Consider the following 19088-nt stretch of genomic DNA (forward strand, 5'->3'; position numbering starts at 1 on the left):
GGAGGGATCCGGCAGATTTACGCGAGACGGCGGCGCCGAACACCGATGTCGGCGGAATGCGGGACAGCCGAGCAGCCCGGCCGAGGCACGGAAGACGGATGCCGAAACATGCTGACACGCAAGGGTAAATGCAGCCTCCGGCACCCGCTCCATTGCGCCGATAATCTACATTATGTCAAGTAACGCCGGTCTGGCCCGATCCCCTCACCGATCCAGCCGACGATTGAGGATCTTCGCGATCTCGGCGACCACACCGGGTTCGGTCATCGCCAGATGCTCGGCCGCGATGTCGACGTTGGAGATCTGACCAGTGACGAACCGGGCCCAACCCTCGTGGCCCGCGGCGTCGTCACGCCGGTCCTTCGTGGCGGTGAAATACAGCATGTCGGCGTCGATGACCGGTGGCCGCCAGGCGCTCGCGGCGCGGATGGACAGGTTGTAGGCGTCGGTCATGCGTTCGATGGTCGCGGCGTCGATGGCGAAGCTGTCCCCCAGCTGCTGCCGGATCAGTTCGGCGGCCTCTTCCGCGGTCGCGTCGGCGCCGACGACGTCGATGCCCATGACCGGGCCGAGATTGCTGATCAGCTCCCCTGGCGTGGCCTCGATGACCTCCGTGGCGTCGATCCCTTCGGCCTCGGCGTCCAGCAGCGCCAGCAGTGCGACTTCCTCACCGGCCGAACGTATTTCGGCGGCGACGGCGTGTGCGATCTGCCCGCCGAGCGACCAGCCGAGCAGATGGTAGGGCCCGTGCGGCTGGAGGGCGCGGATTTCCTGGAAGTAGCGGCGCGCGATCTCCTCGAACGTTTGCGGGCCCGGCACTTCCCCACCGATCTGCGGCGCCTGCAGACCGTAGATCGGGCGGTCGCCGGCGAGGTGGTCGCCGAAGGTGTAGTAGCACCACGACAGGCCCGACGCGGGATGGATGCAGAACAGCGGTGGCCGGCTGCCGCCCGTCCGGATGGGCAGCACGACGTCCAGACCGAATGCCGCCGGCCCGGATTCGTGGTGGCCGTTGCTCATTCCGGTTTCGATGCGCTTGGCCAGGTCGGCCGGATTCGGATCCGACAGCATCCACCCCAGTGGGATCTCGAAGTGGAGTTCCTTGGTGAGTTCGCTGGCGACCTGCACCGAGCGCAGCGAGTTGCCGCCGAGGGCGTAGAAGTCGTCGTCGGCGCCGACGTGGGTGAGGCCGAGGACGTGTTCGAAGGCGCGCGCGACCTGACCTTCGAGCCAGGTCGACGGTTCGCGGAACTCCCCTACCGCGGCCACCGGTTCGGGCAGCCGGGCGCGGTCGAGTTTGCCGGAGGCGGTGAGCGGCACGGTGTCGAGCACCATGAGGGTGCTGGGCACCATGTAGTTGGGCAGTTCGGCGGCGGCGTGCGCGAGGACCGCGGCGGTGTCGACGGTGGCGCCGGCAGCGGGCACGAGATAGCCGACGAGCTGGGCGGCGATCTCGCTGGAGTGGACCACGGCGATGGCGCGGGCGACGCCGGGGTATTCGGCGAGCACGGTCTCGATTTCGCCGAGTTCGATGCGCAATCCGCGCAGTTTGACCTGGAAGTCGGTGCGGCCCAGGTATTCCAGTTCGCCGTCGCGGCGGCGGCGCCGCACGAGGTCGCCGGTGCGGTACATGCGTCCGCCGTTGTTGTAGGGGTCGGGCACGAACCGTTCGGCGGTGAGGACGGGGCGGGCGTGGTAGCCGCGCGCGATCTGGGTGCCCGCGAGGTACAGCTCCCCCGCCACGCCGGGCGGTACCGGGTTGAGCCGGGCGTCGAGGACGTAGGCGCGCGCGTTCCAGACGGGCATGCCCATCGGCACGCTGCCCTGGTCGGTGTCGGTGACGTGGTGGGAGGTGACGTGCACGGTGAATTCGGTGGGCCCGTACAGGTTGTGCAGTTCGACGTCGGGCAGCACGCGCCGGACGGCGGCCACGGTGTCGGACCCGAATGCCTCTCCCCCGATGAGCAGTGCGCGCAGCGAGGTCAGGGTGCGGACGGGTGCGGCTTCGGCGAAGACGGCGAGCATGGACGGCACGAACGAGGTGATCGTGATCTGTTGTGCGGCAATGGTTTCGGCGAGGTAGGCGGGATCGGTGTGGCCGTCGGAGCGGGCGATGACGAGGTGGGCGCCCACGCCCAGGGTGGCGAACAGTTCCCACACCGAGACGTCGAAGGTGGCCGGTGTCTTCTGCAGGACCACATCGTCCGTGTCGAGGCCGTATTCGTCGCTGAGCCAGCGGATCTGGTTGACTGCGGCGCCGTGCGGGACGGCGACGCCTTTGGGGCGGCCGGTGGATCCGGAGGTGAACAGCACGTAGGCGACGTTGGTCGGTCGCAGTGGGGCGTGGCGGTCGTGGTCGGTGACGGGTGTGTCGTCGAATGCGGACAGGTCGATGTCGTCGAGGGTGGACAGGACGACGACGGGTGTGGCGGTGGCCAGCATGTAGTCGATGCGGTCGGCGGGCAGGTCGGGGTCGACGGGGACGTAGCCGCCGCCGGCGGCGAGCACGGCGTAGAGGGCGGTGACCTGGTCGAGCGAGCGGCGCATCCGCACGGCGACCAGCTTTTCCGGGCCGACGCCGCGACTGATGAGCCAGCGGGCGAGCCGGTTGACGCGGGCGGAGAACTGCGCGTAGGTCAGCGACAGGTCGCCGTAGGTGACGGCGGTGCGGTCGCGGTATGCCGGTACCGCGTCGGCGAACATGGAGGTCAGTGTTTCGTCGGTGGGCATGGTGTGGTGGGTGGTGTTCCAGCGGTCCACGACGTTGTGGTGTTCGTCGGCGTCGAGCAGGTCGACGTCGTAGACGAGGCCGGTGGGGTCGGCGACGAGGGCGCGCAGCAGCCGGTCGAGGCGGGCGGCGATGCCGGTGACGGTGTCGGGGTCGAACAGGTCGCGGGCGTAGGTGATGCCGCCGGTGATGCCGGCGGGGCCGCCGTGGTCGTCGTAGCTGTCGGAGACGGTGATCTGCAGGTCGAACAGTGAGGTGTCGATGTCGGCTTCGACGGCGGAGAGGGTGAGTTCGGGGAGTTCGAATTCGGTGCCGGTGAGGTTTTGGAAGGCGAGCATCACCTGGAACAGCGGGTGGTGGGCGTGGGAGCGGGCGGGGTTGAGTTCTTGCACGAGTCGTTCGAAGGGGACGTCGGCGTGTCCGAAGGCGGCGAGGTCGGTGTCGCGGACCTGGTCGAGCAGGTCGGTGAACGTCATGTCGGTGCGCAGGTGGCTGCGCAGGACGAGGGTGTTGACGAACATGCCGACGAGTTCGTCGAGTTCGGGTTCGCCGCGTCCGGCGTAGGGGGTGCCGATGGTGATGTCGTCGGTGCCGGCGAGGCGGGCGAGGACGGCGGCGAGTGCGGCGTGGAACACCATGAACAGGGTGGTGTTGTGGGCGCGGGCGATGTGTTGCAGCCGGGCGTGGAGTTCGGGGTCGACGGTGAGGGGGACGGTGGCGCCGGCGTAGGTTTGCACGGGCGGTCGCGGCCGGTCGGTCGGCAGGGCGAGCAGTGCGGGCGCGTCGGCGAGTTGGGTTGTCCAGTAGTCGATTTGGGCGTGCAGCAGCGAGTCGGGGTCGTCGTCGCCGCCGAGGACGGTGCGTTGCCAGAGGGCGTAGTCGGCGTATTGGACGGGCAGCGGCGGCCAGGCGGGGGCGTCGCCGTCGAGTCGTGCGGTGTAGGCGAGGGTGAGGTCGCGGGCCAGTGGTGCCAGGGAGGATCCGTCGCCGGCGATGTGGTGGACGACGAGGGCGAGGATCCAGGTGTCGTCGGCGATCTCGTAGAGCCGGATGCGCAGGGGCACGGTGGTGGTGACGTCGAAGACGGTGGCCAGTAGCGCCGAGAGGGTGTGTGGGAGTTCGGTTTCGGGGATGCGGGTGATGGTGAGGGGTGGGACGGCTTCGGCGGGTGGGAGGATCTTCTGGGTGGGTTCGCCGTCGACGGCTGGGTAGATGGTGCGCAGTACTTCGTGGCGGGCGATGACGTCGCCGATGCCGGCGTGCAGGGCGTGGGTGTCGAGGCGGCCGGTGAGCCGGATGACGATGGGGATGCTGTAGGCGGGGGTGTCGGGTTCGAAGCGGTTGAGGAACCACATCCGCTGTTGTGCGTAGGACAGTGGGATGTGTTGTGGGCGTGGTTGTTCGGTGAGGGCGATGCGGCGGGTGTCGGCGTGGGATTCGGCGCGGGCGGCGAGTTTGGCGACGGTGGGCGCGTCGAAGATCATCGACACGGGGACGCGGGTGTCGAGGGCGGCGCCGATGCGGGCGGCGGCGCGGGTGGCGACGAGGCTGTTGCCGCCGAGGTCGAAGAAGTTGTCGTCGGCGCCGATGGTGGTGTCGAGGCCGAGGAGGTCGGCGAAGATGCCGGCGACGATTTCTTCGACCGGTGAGGCGGGTGCGCGGAATGTTTCGGTGTGCAGGATGGGTTCGGGTAGTGCGTTGCGGTCGAGTTTTCCGTTGGGCGACAGTGGGATCGCGTCGAGGATCATGACGGCGGCGGGCACCATGTAGGGCGGGAGCGCGTCGGCGAGTGCGGTGGTGAGTTCGGCGGCGGTGGGTGTGGCGCCGGGTGCGGGCACGACGTAGGTGACCAGCATGGCGGGGGCGTTGCCTTGCCGGTGGGCGATGGTGGCGGCGAAGGCGGTGTCGGCGCGGGCGTCGAGGACGGCGTCGATTTCGCCGAGTTCGATGCGGTAGCCGCGGACTTTGACCTGGAAGTCGTTGCGTCCGACGAATTCGATGTCGCCGTGGGTGTTCCAGCGGACGAGGTCGCCGGTGCGGTACATGCGGGTGCCGGGTTCGCCGGCCGGGCAGGGCACGAATCGGGCGGCGGTGGTGGCGGGGCGGTTGAGGTAGCCGCGGGCCGGTGCGGGGCCGGCGAGGTAGAGCTCGCCGACCACGCCGGCGGGGACGGGATGCAGGCGGGTGTCGAGGATCAAGGCCTGCATGCCGGGTAGTGGGGTGCCGATGGTGGGCCGGTCCCCCGCGTTCAGGGCCCGGGTGGCGGTGGCGAGGATGGTGGTTTCGGTGGGTCCGTAGAGGATGCGGAATTCGCGGGTGCCGCGGCGGTCGGTGCCTGCCCAGCGTTTGACGAGTTCGGCGGGGACTTCTTCGCCGCCGGACAGCACCAGTTGCAGGTCGTCGAGTCCGGTGGGGTCGACGGAGGCGAGGGCGGCGGGGGTGACGAAGGCGTGGGTGACGTGCTGGGTGCGCAGCAGGTCGGCGAGGTCCTCGCCGCCGTAGGTTCCGGTGGGTGCGATGACGAGGGTGGCGGCGCCGGCGGTGGCGAACAGGATCTCCATCAGTGCGGCGTCGAAGGACGGTGAGGCGAAGTGCAGGAATCGGGAGCCGGGTTCGATGTGGTAGTCGGCGCGTTGGGTGGCGATGAGGTCGGCGATGCCGGTGTGGGTGACGGCGACGCCTTTGGGGCGTCCGGTGGATCCGGAGGTGAAGACCACGTAGGCGGTGTCGGTGGCGCGCAGCGGCCGCAGCCGGTCGTGGTCGTCGAGGGGGCTGTCGGGGCGGGTGTGCAGGTGTGCGGTGGTTTCGGGTGCGTCGAGGATGATCCAGTCGGCGGTGTCGGGTAGCGCGGGGCGTGCGGTGGTGACGGTGATGCCCAGTGCGGCAGCCGAATCGGTGATCATGTGGTCGATGCGGTGGGCCGGGTAGGCGGGGTCGACGGGGACGTAGGTGGCGCCGGTTTTCACCACGGCCCACCAGATGAGGACGGATTCGGCGGAGCGGGGCGCGGCGGCGAGGACGGGGATTTCGGGTCCGGCGCCGTGTTCGATGAGCAGCCGGGCCAGGCGGTTGGAGCGCTGGTCGAGTTCGGTGTAGGTGAGGCCGTCCTCGCCGGTGCGGACGGCGAGGCCGTCGGGGTTGCGGCGCACGGCGTCGGCGAATACGTCGGGCAGCAGTGGTGATTCGGGGGTGGGTGCGGTGCGTGGGCCGATGCTGGTGAGCAGGGCGTGGTGTTCGCGGGGGTGCAGCCAGTCGATGTCGCCGACGGGTGTGTCGGGGCTGGTGGCGACGGTGTCGAGGATCCGCAGCAGTCGCTGGACGAAGCTGGTGACGGTGTCGGGGTCGAACAGGTCGCGGGCGTACATCATCATGCCGGACAGGCCTTGGGCGGCACCGGTTTCGGTGCTGGTGTCGGAGATGACGAGCTGAAGGTCGAATTGGCTTGTGCCGGTGTCGACGTCGGCGCGGGAGACGGCGACGTCGGGCAGGGCGATGTCGATGGCGCCGGTGTTCTGGAAGGCGAGCACCACTTGGAACAGGGGGTGCGCGGCGGTGGTGCGGTGCGGGTTGAGTTCTTCGACGATGCGTTCGAAGGGGACGTCGGCGTGGTCGAGGGCGTGCAGGTCGGTGTCGCGGGTGCGGGCCAGCAGTTGGGTGAACGGTTCGCTGCGGTCGATGGGTGTGCGCAGGGCGAGGGTGTTGACGAACATGCCGACGAGGTCGTCGAGGCCGGGTTCGCCGCGGCCGGCGACGGGGGTGCCGATGACGATGTCGTCGGTGTCGGCGAGCCGCCCGAGCAGCACTGCGAATGCGGCGTGGACGACCATGAACAGGGAGGTGCCGTGGTCGCGGGCCACTGTCTGCAGTTGCCGGTGCAGGGGTGCGGGGATGTCGAGGGGGACGCGGCCGCCGGTGAGGGTGGCGACGGTGGGGCGGGGCCGGTCGGTGGGCAGGTCGAGCAGGTCGGGTACCCGGTCGAGGGTGGTGCGCCAGTAGTCGAGCTGGGTGGACATCAGCGAGGTGGGGTCGTCGGCGGCGCCGAGGATGCGGCGTTGCCACAGCGCGAAGTCGGCGTACTGCACCGGCAGGGGCTGCCACTGCGGGGGTTGTCCGGTGTGGCGGGCGGCGTAGGCGGTCATGACGTCGCGGGCCAGCGGGCCCATGGATTGTCCGTCGCCGGCGATGTGGTGCACGACCAGGACGAGCATGTACTGACCGGTGTCGTCGGTGTCGGTGGTGATGTCGAACAGGGCGACGCGGATCGGTACCTGGGTGGCGACGTCGAAGCCGCGGCGCACGAATTCGGTGAGCAGCTGTGGGAGGGTGTCGCGGGCGGGGTGGCCGGTTTCGAGGGTGATCGGTGCCCGGTCGAGGATGAGCTGGCGTGGTTCGCCGTCGGTTTCGGGGTAGATGGTGCGCAGTACTTCGTGGCGGGCGATGACGTCGTCGAGGGCGGCGCTCAGTGCGGTGGTGTCGAGGCGCCCGGACAGGTGCAGCATGACGGGGATGTTGTAGGCGGCCGATTCGGGTTCGAACCGGTTGAGGAACCACATGCGTTGCTGGGCCAGCGACAGCGGCAGCGGTTCGGGGCGCTCCCCTGCGGTGAGTGGGAGGCGGGCGGTGCCGTGCAGGGTGCGGGCGCGGCGGGCGAGGGCGGCGACGGTGGGTTCTTCGAAGATGGTGCGCACGGGGATGCGCACGTCGAGGGCGGCGCCGATGCGGGCGGCGACGAGGGCGGCGCTGAGCGAGTCGCCGCCGAGGGCGAAGAAGTCGTCGTCGGCGCCGACGTGTTCGGCGTCGAGGACCTGTTCGTAGGCGCGGGCGACGACGTCTTCCTGCCAGGTGGTGGGTGCGCGGAAGGCGCGGGCGGTGGCGGGTGGCCGGGGTAGTCGGTCGCGGTCGAGTTTTCCGGTCGGGGTGAGCGGCACCTCGTCGAGGATCATGACGGCGGCGGGCACCATGTAGGGCGGAAGTGCCTGGGCGAGTGCGGTTTTCAGGTCCGCGTCGGAGAGGGTGGCGTCGGCGGCGGGGGTCACGTAGGACACGAGGGTGGTGGGGCGGCCGTCGTCGGTGCGTGGGACGGTGACGGCGAAGGCGACGCCGGGGTGGGCGGCCAGGGCGGCGTCGATTTCGGCGAGTTCGATGCGGTTGCCGCGCACTTTGACCTGGAAGTCGTTGCGTCCCACGAATTCCAGGTCGCCGCCGGTGGTGCGGCGCACGATGTCGCCGGTGCGGTACATGCGGGTGCCGGGTGCGCCGAACGGGCAGGCGACGAATCGGGTCGCGGTCAGTGCGGTGCGGTCTTTGTAGCCGTCGGCGAGTCCGGGGCCGAGCAGGTACAGCTCTCCCGCGACGCCGTGCGGGACGGGCCGCAGCCAGGTGTCGAGGACGGTGGTGGTGACGGGGCCGGCGGGGGCGCCGATGGTGATCGGTGCGCCCGGGGTCAGCGGTGCGCTCGCGGTGGCCCAGATGGTGGATTCGGTGGGTCCGTAGAGGTTGACCATGGTGCGTCCGGGTGCCCACCGGTCGACCAGTTCGGGGCCGACGGGTTCGCCGGCGGTGGCCAGTACCCGCAGGGTGTCGACGTGGTCGCCGGGGATCGTCGCCAGCGCCGACGGTGTCAGCACGGCGTGCGAGATGTGTTCGCGCTGAATCAGTTTCGCCAGTTCGGGCCCGCCGTACACGTCGGGCGGGGAGACGACGAGCCGGCCGCCCGCGCCGTGGGCCATGAGCAGTTCGAAGATCGAGGCGTCGAAGCTGGGTGAGGCGACCTGCAGCACCGCGGAGTCGGCGGTGACGCCTAGGATGCGGTGCTGGGCGGCGACGAGGTCGGTGAGGCCGCGGTGGGTGACGAGCACGCCTTTGGGTGTTCCGGTGGATCCGGAGGTGTAGATGAGGTAGGCGGTGCGGTCGGGGGTGAGTGTCGCGCCGCGTTCGGTGTCGGTGATCGGTGCGGCGGATTCGGTGTCGAGGGCGTGGACGGTGTCGGGGTCGTCGAGGACGAGCCGGTCGATGTGCCGGTGCGGGTGGATCGTGCCGGTGTCGGCGGTGCCGGTGTGGGTGATGCCGAGGGTGGCGCCGGAGTCGTCGAGCAGGAAGGCGATGCGGTCGGCGGGCAGGCGGGGGTCGATGGGCACGAACGTGGCGCCGGTTTTCGCGGCTGCCCACACGGTGACGACGGCGTCGAGGGAGCGTGGCAGGGCGCTGGCGAGCACGGTGTGCGGGGTGAGGCCGCGGCGCAGCAGCAGCCGGGCCAGCCGGTTGGATCGCTGGTCGAGGTCGCGGTAGGTGAGGGTGTCTGTGCCGCAGGTGGCGGCGACGGCGTCGGGGTGGGTGGCGGCGGTGGCGGTGAGGATGTCGTCGAAGGTTCGCGGCCGGCGGTGCGCGCGGGCCGGGTGGACGGGTTCGGTGTCGTCGGCGGCGGTGAGCCGTGCCAGCGGGGTGGCCGGGTCGTCGGCGATGTGGTGCAGGAGTGCGACGAACCGGTCGAGGATCCACTGTGCGCGGTGGGTGTCGAATTCGTCGTCGAGGTAGCGCAGGGTGATGCGCAGTCCCGGTGCCGCGGCCGGGTCGGTGTGGGTGGTGTCGGTGTGTTCGGTGTCGCCGGATTCGGGGGCGACGACGAGGCTGAGCGGGTAAGGGGTGGCGTCGACGCCGGTGATGTCGTCGATGTGCAGGCCCGCGGCGTCGACGAGGTGCTGCAGGGCGGGCCGGTCGACGGGGAAGGACTGGAAGGCGACGGCGGTGTCGAACAGGGCGGTCATTCCGAGGGCGCGGTGGATGTCTGCCAGCCCGATGTGGTGGTGGTCGAGCATGCGGGCCTGGTGTTGCTGGATGCGGGTCAGCAGCTGCTCGACGGTGTGGGCGGGGTCGAGGGGCACGCGCACGGGGACGGTGTTGAGGAACATGCCGAGGGTGCGGTCGACCTGCGGGAGTTCGGGGGGCCGGCCGGAGACGGCTGATCCGAAGATGACGTCGGTGTCGCCGGTCAGTTCGCGCAGGGTCAGCGCCCATGCCGCGGCGACGGCGGTGTTGACGGTGACGGCCGCGTCGGCGGCGACGCGGCGCAGGTCCGCGGCCCGGTGGGCGGGTAGCAGGGTGTCGATTTCGCCGGCGGAGGTGTCGCGGTGGGCGGCGTCGGCGCGGGCGACGCGGGTGGGTGATTCGACGTCGGCGTATTCGTCGGTCCAGGCGGCGGTGGAGGCGGCGAGGTCTTGGCGGTGCAGCCAGGCCAGGTAGTCACGGTAGCTGGGTGCGGGTTCGGCGGTGTCGATGTGGGCGGGGGTGCTGTAGTCGGCGAGCAGTTCGCTCATCAGCAGCGGCATGGACCAGCCGTCGAGGATCACGTGGTGGTTGGTGACGAGCAGCCGGTAGCGGTCGGGGCGCACGGTGATCAGGGTGAATCGGATCAGCGGCGGCGCCGACAGGTCGAACCCTTCGGCGGCGTCGTCGGCGGCGACCTGATCGAGGCCGGCGTTGTCGGCGCCGGAGGTGAGGTCGATGTGCCGGAAGCGGACGGGCGCGTGGCCGAGCACGATCTGGCAGGGTCCGGCGCTGGTGTCGGTGAAGGCGGCGCGCAGGATGTCGTGGCGGTCGACGAGGGCTTGGGCGGCGCGGCGCAGGCGTTCGGCGTCGACGGTGCCGGTGAAGCCGATCGCGGTTTGCACGGTGTAGTTGTCGCCGGCGCCGGGGTTGTAGGTGGAGTGGAATCGGATTCCGGCCTGCATCGGCGACAGCGGCCACACGTCGGCCAGGTCCGGGTAGCGGTGGTCGAGCCGTTCGACGTCGGCGGCGGTCAGCTCGACCAGCGGGAAGTCCGATGGGCGCGGGGAGCGGCCTTCGGCGCGGTGGGCCGGTTCACGGGTCGGCGACGGGTCGACGGCGACGGTGCCGCCGACCAGCTCCGCCAGTGCGGCAACGGTTTTGGCTTCGAAGACGTCGCGCGGGGTGAGGGTGAGCCCGGCCGAGCGGGCCAACGCCACCAGCCGCATGGATACGATGCTGTCGCCGCCGAGGGTGAAGAAGTTGCTGTCGGCGTACACGGTGTCCAGGTGCAGGACTTCGGCGAACAGTTTCGCCATGAGCTGTTCGTCGGCGGTGGCCGGTGCCCGTCCGGCGTCCTCGTCGGATCGGAAGTCTAGTTCGCGCAACGCTTTCCGGTCGATCTTGCCGACCGGGGTGCGGGGCATGTCCGCCAGTTCCACGATGGCGGCGGGGTTCATGTAGTGGGCCAGTTCGCGTTCCAGGTCGGCGTGCAGGGCGGCCGGGTCGAGGGTGGCCCCCGGTGCGGTGACGACATAGGACACCAGCACGGGTTCACCGGCGGGTCCGGGGCGGTCGACGGTGGCGGCGACGGCCACGGTGTCGTGGCGGGCCAGGCGGGCGTCGATCTCCCCCGGTTCGATGCGCAGGCCGTGGATCTTGACCTGCTGGTCGCTGCGGCCCAGGTATTCCAGTTGCGGTCCGCGGGAGGTGTGCAGCCAGCGCACGCTGTCACCGGTGCGGTAGATCCGTTCTCCGCGAGCCGATTCCGGGTCGGCGACGAAGCGGGCCGCGGTGGTGGCGGGTCGGTCGAGGTAGCCGCGGGCCAGGGCGGGGCCGCGCACATACAGTTCGCCGGCGACGCCGGCGGGGACCGGCCGCAGCCACATGTCGCGCACGGTCACCGACAGTCCGGGGATCGGGGTGCCGATGGTGACGGGTTGCCCGGGTGTGAGGGCGTCGGATCCGGTGGCCCACACGGTGCATTCGGTGGGGCCGTAGTGGTTCATCAGCCGCCGCCCGGGCGCCCAGCGGGTGACGAGGTCGGCTGCGGTGGCCTCCCCGACGACCGCGATCGTCGTCAGTGCGGGCAGCTGCGCGGGGTCCATCGTGTTGAGCACCGACGGGGTGATGATGGCATGGGTCACCCGTTGGGCGCGCAGCAGTTCCTCGAGTGCGGCGCCGCCGTAGACGTCGGGCGGTGCGATCACCAGGCAGGCGCCGTGGCCGTGGGCGAGCAGCAGTTCCGACAGGCAGGCGTCGAATCCCGGTGAGGCGACCTGCAAGACGGCCGAGGTGGTGTTCACGCCGAACGCGTCGGCGTGGGCGGCGGCCAGGCCGGCGAGGCCGCGGTGGGTCAGGTGCACGGCTTTGGGGGTTCCGGTCGATCCGGAGGTGTAGATCAGGTAGGCGGCGTGGTCGAGCCGCAGCTCGTCGGGCGCGGCGGTGGTGTCGGGTTCGGCGGGCAGGTCGGTGTCGGCGAGGGTCCAGTCGACGGTGGCGGGAAGCCCCTGTGTGAGGGCGCGGGTGGTGACGCCGAGGGCGGTGCCCGAATCGGCGAGCAGTTCGGCGAGGCGTTCGCCGGGGTTGGCCGGATCCAGTGGCAGGAACGCCGCGCCGGTTTCGGCGACCGCCCAGATCGCGACGGCCAGCTCGATCGAACGCGGAACGACCACGGCGACAACGGTTTCCGGGCGTGCGCCGCGGGTGAGTAGCCGTTGTGCGAGCCGGTGCGCCCGCGCGGCGAGTGCCCGATAGGTGAGCGTGGTGGTTCCCGACCGCACGGCCACCGCGTCCGGGTGGGTGCGGGCGGTGTCGGTGAGGATGTCGCGCAGGGTGCGTCCGGCCGGTGCACTGCGTGGCGCCGGAATCAGTTCGGCGAGTTCGGCATTCGCGCAGGGGCTGATGGCGGCGACGGTGGCGGTGGGGTCGGCGGCGATCTGGTCGAGGATCCGTTCGTAGCGGTCGAGCAGGATGCGGGCGGTCTCGATGTCGAGCCGGTCGCAGGAGAAGCGCAACATCACGGTGTGGGTGGCGGAGGTGGCCGAATCCGGGTCGCCGGCGCGGCCGGGCCGCGGCGGAGTCACCTGCAGGCTCAGCGGATACGGGGTGGCGTCGTGGGCGTCGACGTCGACGAGCCGCAGTCCGGCCTCGCGCAGATTGTGGGTCAGCTGTTCGCGGTCGAGCGGATAGGACTCGAGCACGGTCACCGTGTCGAACATGTCGGCGAATCCGGTGGCGCGTTGCAGTTCGGCCAGCCCGAGATGGCGGTGATCGAGGGTGGCGGCCTGTTCGGACTGCACCCGGGCCAGCAGGTCGGCGACGGTTTCGGCGGGTTCGAGCCGGACCCGCACGGGCAGGGTGTTGATGAACAGCCCCACCATGCGTTCGACTCCCGGCAGCTGGGGTGGGCGGTCGGAGACGGTGTTGCCGAACACGATGTCGGAGCGGCCGGTCAAGGTGGTCAGCAGCAGCGCCCATGCCACCTGCACGGTGGTGTTGGCGGTGACACCGTAGGCGCGCGACAGGTCGGTGATCGCGGCGGTCGTCTCGGCGGAGAGGTTGCGGCTGACTTCGGCGTTGTCGGCGGGCACGGTCCGGTCCGGGCGTCCGGTCACCAGGGTCGGGCTTTCGATGCCGGCGAGCACACTCTGCCAGGCGGTGATCGCGGCGTCGCGGTCCTGGCTGTGCAGCCAGTGCAGGTAGTCGCGGTAGGTGCCGGCGGGTGCCAGTGCGGCCGGATCGCCGTCCGCGGCGTACACCGTGAGCAGTTCGTGGATCAGCAGCGGCATCGACCAGCCGTCGAGCACGATGTGATGGTTGGTGAGCAGCAGTTCGAATTCGGTTGCGCCGGTGCGGATCAGGTGGAAACGCAGCAGCGGCGGCCGGGCCGGATCGAAGGGGGCCGACGCGGCGTCGATGATGCGGCGTCGTTCGCGGTCGCGTTCCCCGGCGTCGGCGATTTCGGTGAGGTCGCTGTCGTGCCAGTCGGCGCGCACGCCGCTCATCACGATCTGGCGGGGCCCGGCGGCGCTTTCGACAAATGCGGTGCGCAGGCTGTCGTGCCGGTCGATCACCGCCTGCGCCGCGGCCCGCATGCGGGCGGTGTCGACGTTCCCGGCGAGGGTCAGTGTCGCCTGCACGGTGTAGCCGTCGACGCGGTCGGTGTCGTAGACGGCGTGGAACAGCAGACCGGACTGCAGTGCGGTCAGCGGCCACACGTCGGTCATGGTCGGATATTCCAGCTGCCAGCGGTCGATCTCGTCCTGGGTGAGGTCCACGAGCGGGAAATCCGACGGGGTGAAGCCGCCGGCGGTTTCGCTGCGGGCGTGGTCGGCGAGCCCGCGCAGCGCCCGCACCCACAGTCCGGCCAGTTCCTCCACGTCCGCGCTGTTCAGCACGTCGGTGGCGAATTCCCAGGTGGCGTCGAGTTCGAGGCCGTCGGGTCCCGGTTCGGCAATGGCGTTGACATCCAGGACGGCGGGCAGCGCCATCGCCGGGTCGCCGGTCGCGGTGAGGGAGGTGAATTCCGTGGTCGGTGTCCACGGCCCGGACTGTTCGTGGACGCCGACGCGACCGAGGTAGTTGAACGCGATCTGCGGTTCCGGCGCGCCGGCCAGTTCGGCGCCGGCCTCGGCGTCGAGGCAGCGCAGCATCCCGTAGCCGATGCCGTTGCCGGGGATGGCGCGCAACTGTTCCTTGGCTGCCACGATCGCCGTGCCCGCGGCGGGGCCGCCGGCGAACGCGTCGTCGGCGTCGATGCCGCGCAGGTCCAGGCGCACCGGGAAGCGGGTGGTGAACCAGCCGACGGTGGCGCTGAGGTCGGCGCCCGGTACGGCGTGTTCCTCGCGGCCGTGTCCCTCGAGGGAGATCAGTTCGGTGTCCGGGTCGACGCCGCGGCGGCGACGCCACTCCCCCAGTGCGAGCGCCAGCGCCGCCAGCAGCGGGTCGTTGGGTGTGCCGTGGAAGCGGGCGGGGACGGTGGTGAGGATCGCTTCGGACACGTCGGCGGGTACGTGCACCTCGACGCGGCCCGCGGTGGCCGCGGTGTCGTGTGCGGGATCGAGATGTCGTGTGCCGAGCAGCTTCTCCCCCGGCGCGAGGATGGTCTTCCACAGCTCCAGTTCGCCGGCGCGGCGGCCGGCGGCGTGCTCGGTGAGTCCGTGGCTCCAGCGCCGCACCGAGGTGGTTGCGGGGCCGAAGGCGGGTTCGGCGCCGGCGCTGATCTGCTGCCATGCCCCGGCCAGGTCGGTGAGCAGGATGCGCCACGACACCGCGTCGACGGCGAGGTGGTGGATCACCACCCACATCAGGTCGGGCCCGGTGGTGTCGTCGCTCATCCGCACCAGCTGCACCAGCACACCGTCGGCGGGATCGAGCCGGTCGGCGGCCGCCTGCAACCCGGCGTCGATCTCGGTGGCGTCGCGGCGCGGCAGCCGCACCGATTCGTAGGCGGCCGCGGCGTCGACCGTGCCGGGGGCGGCCACGTCGATGTACCGGTCGGCGGAGTGGGCGCCGCGCAACACCGCGCGCAACATGTCGTGGCGGTCCAGCACCGCCGCCAGCGCGGCCACCAGGTCGGCGTCGTCGACGTGTGGCGGCAGTTCGACGAGGGTGGCCTGCGCGAAGCGGTCGAAGCGGTCGCGCGCGAGCATCGCGTACATGATCGGGGTCAGCGGCATCGGCCCGATCGCGCCGCCGGGCAGTTCGGGCAGCTGCGGGCCGCCGCCGGCGTCGGTGGCGACCGCGGCCAGAGCGGCGACGGTCTTGTGTTCGAACACGTCCTGGGTGGAGAAACTCAGCCCCTCCGCCTTGGCGCGCGCCACGAGTTGAATAGACAGGATGCTGTCGCCGCCGAGGGCGAAGAAGCTGTCGTCGGCGCCGACCGTGGCCACGTCGAGGATTTCGCCGAACAGTTGCGCCACCCGCTGTTCCCGCGGGGTGGACGGCGCCCGCCCCGCGGCCGCGGTGCCGAAGGCGGGTGCGGGCAGGGCGGCGCGGTCGAGTTTGCCGAACGCGTTGACCGGCAGGGCGTCCAACGCCATGATGACCGCGGGCACCAGATGCGGCGGCAGCGTGTCGCGGGCGAAGCGTTGCAGATCCAGCGGGTCGATGTGGCGTCCGCGCACCGGCACCACATAGGAGGCCAGCACGGTGGCGTCGGCGTTGTTGCGCACCGGCACGGTGACGGAGATGTCGACATCGTCGTGGGCGGTGAGCGCGGCGTCGATTTCGCCGGGTTCGATGCGGTAGCCGCGGATTTTGACCTGAAAGTCGGTGCGCCCCAGCAACTCCAACTCGGGGACGGGTCCGTCGCCGACCCAGCGAGCCATATCGCCGGTGCGGTACATACGCGCTCCGGGCCCGCCGTGCGGGTCGGCGACGAAGCGGGCCGCGGTTTCGGCGAACCGGTGGCTGTAGCCGCGCGCCACCCCCGGCCCGGCCAGATACAGCTCACCCGGGGTGCCGGTCGGCACCGCTTGCAGGCAGCGGTCGAGCACCATCGCCGAGACCCCGCGGATCGGGCCGCCGACGGTCAGGTCCCCGCCCGGGGTGACCGCGGCGCTGGCGGCGGTGACGGTGGTTTCGGTGGGCCCGTACTCGTTGAACATCGCCGCCGAGCGCGTCCACCGTTCGATCACGTGCGGCGGGCACACGTCACCGCCGACCACGACCACCCGCAGCTCACTCAGGTGCCGCGGATCCACCGTCGCCAGCATCGCCGGGGTGAGGGTGAGGTGGGTGACGTGCTGGGCGGCCAGCAGGTCGGTCAGTTCGTCGCCGCCGATCACCTCGGGCGGGACGACCAGCAGGGTCGCACCGTTGGCGAAGCACACCAGGAACTGCTCGAGTGAGGCGTCGAAACTGGGCGAGAGCGCATACGACACCCGTGCGGTGGCGTCCACACCGCAGACCTCGCTGCGGTCGGCGATGAGGTTGGCCAGCCCCGCATGGGTCACCTGCACCCCTTTCGGGATGCCGGTGGATCCGGAGGTGTAGGTGATGTAGGCGAGGTCGTCGGGGCGCAGCGGGCGCAGGCGTTCGCTGTCGCCGATCGGGGCGCCGGTGGTGTCGCGGCAGGCGGCCGCGGTGTCCGGATCGTCGAGCACCACCGGCGTGACCGTGTGCGGCAGCCGTCCCCGGTAGGCGTCGACGGTGATGCCGGCCCGGGCGCCGCTGTCGGCGATCATGTGCTCGATGCGTTTGGCCGGATAGTCGGGATCGACCTGCACGATCGCGGCGCCGGATTTGGCGACCGCCCAGGCGGCGACGATCGATTCGACCGAGCGGCGCAGCATGATCGCGACGGTGGTGTCGGGGCCGCAGCCGCGTGCGATCAGTTGGCGGGCCAGCTGTGAGGACCGGGCGTCGAGTTCACCGTAGGTCACGGTGGCGCCGGGTGTGGAGATCGCGTCGGAGGCGGGCTGGCGCCCGGCGCTGTCGGCCAGGATGTCGGGCAGCAGCCGGGGCGCGACCGCGTCGTCGCCGTGCACGGGCAGCAGCCGCTGCTGTTCGGACGGTGCGAGCAGCGGCAGCCGGTCGATGCGGTATTGCGTTCCGCGGTCGAGGAATTCGTGCAGGAACATCAGGAAGCGGCCGTGGTGGGCGGCGAGTTCGTCGGGCCGGTAGATGTTCGGATTGCCCTGGAAGTCGATGTGGGTGCTGTCGCGGCCGGCGCCGGGATAGATGTTGACGAACAGGTCGGCGGTGGGCCCGGAGGTGAGCACGTGCAACCGGCCGGTGGTGTCGCCGAGGACCACGTCGTTGTCGATCATCATCAAATTCACGGCGGGACCGAAGGAGGCGGTCTCGTCGCGGGCGATGCCCATATCGCGGAAGATGTCTTCCTGCCGGTAGCGCTGGCGGCGCAGCGCGCTGGTCAGCTCGCCTTGCACCGCGTCGATCAGTTCACCGACGCTGCGGGAGCCGACCCGCACGCGCAGCGGCACCACGTTGGCGACCATGCCGCCGGAGCGGCGCAGTATCGCGGAGTGGCGGCCTGACACCGGAAGGCTCAGCAGCACCTCGGTGCTTCCGGTCATGCGGGCCAGGTAGGCGGCGAAGGCGGCGACGACGATCGGGGTGACGCTGGTGCTGCGTTCGGCGACCACGGCATCCAGCAGTGCGGCGGTCTCGGGTGCGAGCGCTTCGCTGACCAGCGCCGGATGGATGGTGGGTTTGCCGACACGCCCGGCCAGGCTGACCACGGGCGGTGCGTCCACCAGATGTTCGGTCCAGTATTTGCGGTCGTTGTCGAATCGCGTCGACCCACGATAGGCCAGGTCCTGTTCGGTGATCTCGGCCAGATCCTTCGCCGCGGCCGGGGTGGGTTCGGTACCGCGCAGCCACGCGTTGTACAGCTCGGTGATGCGCTGCAGCATCGTCACCGCGGCGAATCCGTCGAGGGCGATGTGGTGGGCGCGCTGGTACCACAGGTAGTGGTTGTCGCCGACCTGGTATATGACGCACACCATGAGGTGGTCGTGCAGCAGATCCAGCGGTGCGGCGTAGTCCTCGGTCATCAGCTGGTGCGCGGTGGCCACCGGGTCGGTGTGACGGCGCAGATCCACCACCGAGATCGGGCCGCCGTGGAAGTGGTCGACGAACTGGCAGGGTTCGCCGTCGACCTCGATCAGGTGCAGATGTCCGGACCCGAATTCGAGGCTCGCGGTGCGGCAGGCCTCCATGAGCAGATCGGTATCCAATTCCCCGATGATTTCCACGTATTGCGCCACCGAAATCGGGGATTCGCCCGCGAGGTGCTGGGCGAACCATATTCCGCGCTGCGCCGCGGTGAGCTTGAATACGCCGTCCGGCGCCGGGCGCGGGAATCCGTGCCCCGAAGTGCGTGCGCGTGTTCCGTTGCCTGGTGCCTGGTGACCGCCGAGTGGCGCCGGGCCGATCCGCGGTGACTTCGGTGCCTGTGAATCGCCGCCGAAGTTGCTTTTGAATTGGGTCACCGGTCCTCCATCGGATCTCTTTACTTCGACGCAGTGACACGACGCCGGACCGTTTCCTCGAAACGACGTCGGTCGTATTGCGTGAAGCACGTCGAAATGTGCGCCGCGATTTCTCGAGCGCGACGAACAGCGCCCTCGTCGCCCTGGGCGGATATTCGTCTGGTGGTGCGGCCGGCGGGCGCGAAGGCGGTGGTCACGACGCCCCGACACGTCGCGGCGACCGCCCGCGTGGGCCGTCGGCCCAGGTCAGTCCGTGTGTTTGCAGCGGAGCCGGTGATCGCGCGACCGCCGGTCCGCGGATTCGACGCCACCCCGGGGTTCGGAGCCGTCACCGTCGCCGTGCCCGCCGCCGCACATCGCGTCGTGCGGGGCGGCGCGGCCCGTATCCGGGCCTGGCGGGGCGGGCGGGTTACCCACATCGTTGGAATTCATCGCGTTCACCGGATCACCTTCTGGCACGTGAAGCACCTCACGGCAGTGTGTCGTAGGTAGATTCGGTGGGCGGGCGCGCCCGGATAAAAAGTAATTTTTTGATAACTACGCAGTTTCCTCGGTACCAGATAGCCGGACTTTCGCCCGCTCGAGCGCAGGAAGAACGAGACACTTCCGGTTGCCGCCCGCGGTTTTCGTGACGGTCG

General features: G+C 70.4%; 1 protein-coding gene. It reads right to left on the reverse strand.

Going from position 1 to position 19088, the window contains the following annotated elements; all coding sequences use genetic code 11:
* Positions 1–204: 204 nt before the first annotated feature.
* Entirely contained in the window at positions 205–18450 is an 18246-nt protein-coding gene (locus tag ACPCUW_RS24400) for an amino acid adenylation domain-containing protein (protein WP_423427319.1), read from the reverse strand.
* Between the last annotated feature and the right edge of the window lie 638 nt (positions 18451–19088).

This window comes from Nocardia sp. AB354 (genome assembly GCF_049538315.1).
Classification (GTDB): domain Bacteria; phylum Actinomycetota; class Actinomycetes; order Mycobacteriales; family Mycobacteriaceae; genus Nocardia; species Nocardia nova.